At 45.3% G+C, this 532-nt stretch carries 1 protein-coding gene; it reads right to left on the reverse strand.

The features are described 5' to 3' along the window. On the reverse strand, nt 1-532 hold a 532-nt coding region (locus R8N47_RS28045; protein ID WP_318186464.1), incomplete at both ends, for a CheR family methyltransferase.

The raw sequence follows: 532 nt of genomic DNA on the forward strand, positions 1-532 counted from the left end.
CTTGTAAATGATACCTGGATTACAGCGCACCATTTCAAATTTATCAGTCAGACCGGTTAACGACTCTGACGCACCCAGCAATAGGTAACCACCAGGGTTTAAACTGCTCGCCATTTGGTTAAGCACTTTAGATTTCATCTCTGGAGAGAAGTAAATCAGCACGTTACGACAGAAAATGATGTCGAATTTACCCATCAGTGCGTAACTATCCATCAAGTTTTGAGGACGGAAGTTCACCAAACGTTTAACGTTGTCTTTCACTTTCATACGGCCATCGCCTGCATCTTCAAAGAAAGTGCGGCGACGCTCAGGCGAAAGACCACGACCTAAAGCTAGGTTGTCATACACACCTGCACGACACATTTCGAGCATGCTTGCAGAAATGTCCGTCGCCGTGATGGAAACACTTGGCAGCAAACCTGGCTTACGCTGTTGCGTTTCCAGAATTGTCATCGCGATTGAATAAGTTTCTTGACCAGATGAACTGGCCGCAGACCAAATTTTAATTGGACGTTTATTTGCCGCAACTTCT

This window comes from Vibrio sp. 2132-1, from assembly GCF_033344315.1.